Genomic DNA, 313 nt, shown 5'->3' with positions numbered 1-313 from the left:
ACCAGATCACGCTGCAACAGGAGCGCCCAAAGAGCGGAGAGACGAGAGAAGTGGTTCTTGACCGTCTTGGCGCTGATGGTCTCGAGCTTCTCGGTTTCAGCGCGCGCGACCTCGTCACGGATCGAGCGACCGTTGCGCTCCTTGCCGTGGGTGGAGGGAAGACGAAAGAGGAGATCACGGAACTCGCCAGCGGTCTCGCCGGTGATCCGTTCGACCTCCATGTCGCCGAAGGCATCGATGAACAGGTTAAGCGCTTTGCGCGTGCCGCGTTTCGTATCCTCTGAGCGATTGGTATCCGGGTAGATAAAACGCT

The 313-nt window shown here is 59.4% G+C and carries 1 pseudogene; it reads right to left on the bottom strand.

The features are described from left to right. Positions 1-313: pseudogene (locus tag AA105894_RS12385) on the bottom strand (integrase); the annotation flags it as partial.

This window comes from Asaia spathodeae NBRC 105894, assembly GCF_025994195.1.
Lineage (GTDB): Bacteria > Pseudomonadota > Alphaproteobacteria > Acetobacterales > Acetobacteraceae > Asaia > Asaia siamensis.
This window is presented reverse-complemented; position numbering and strand designations above follow the sequence as displayed.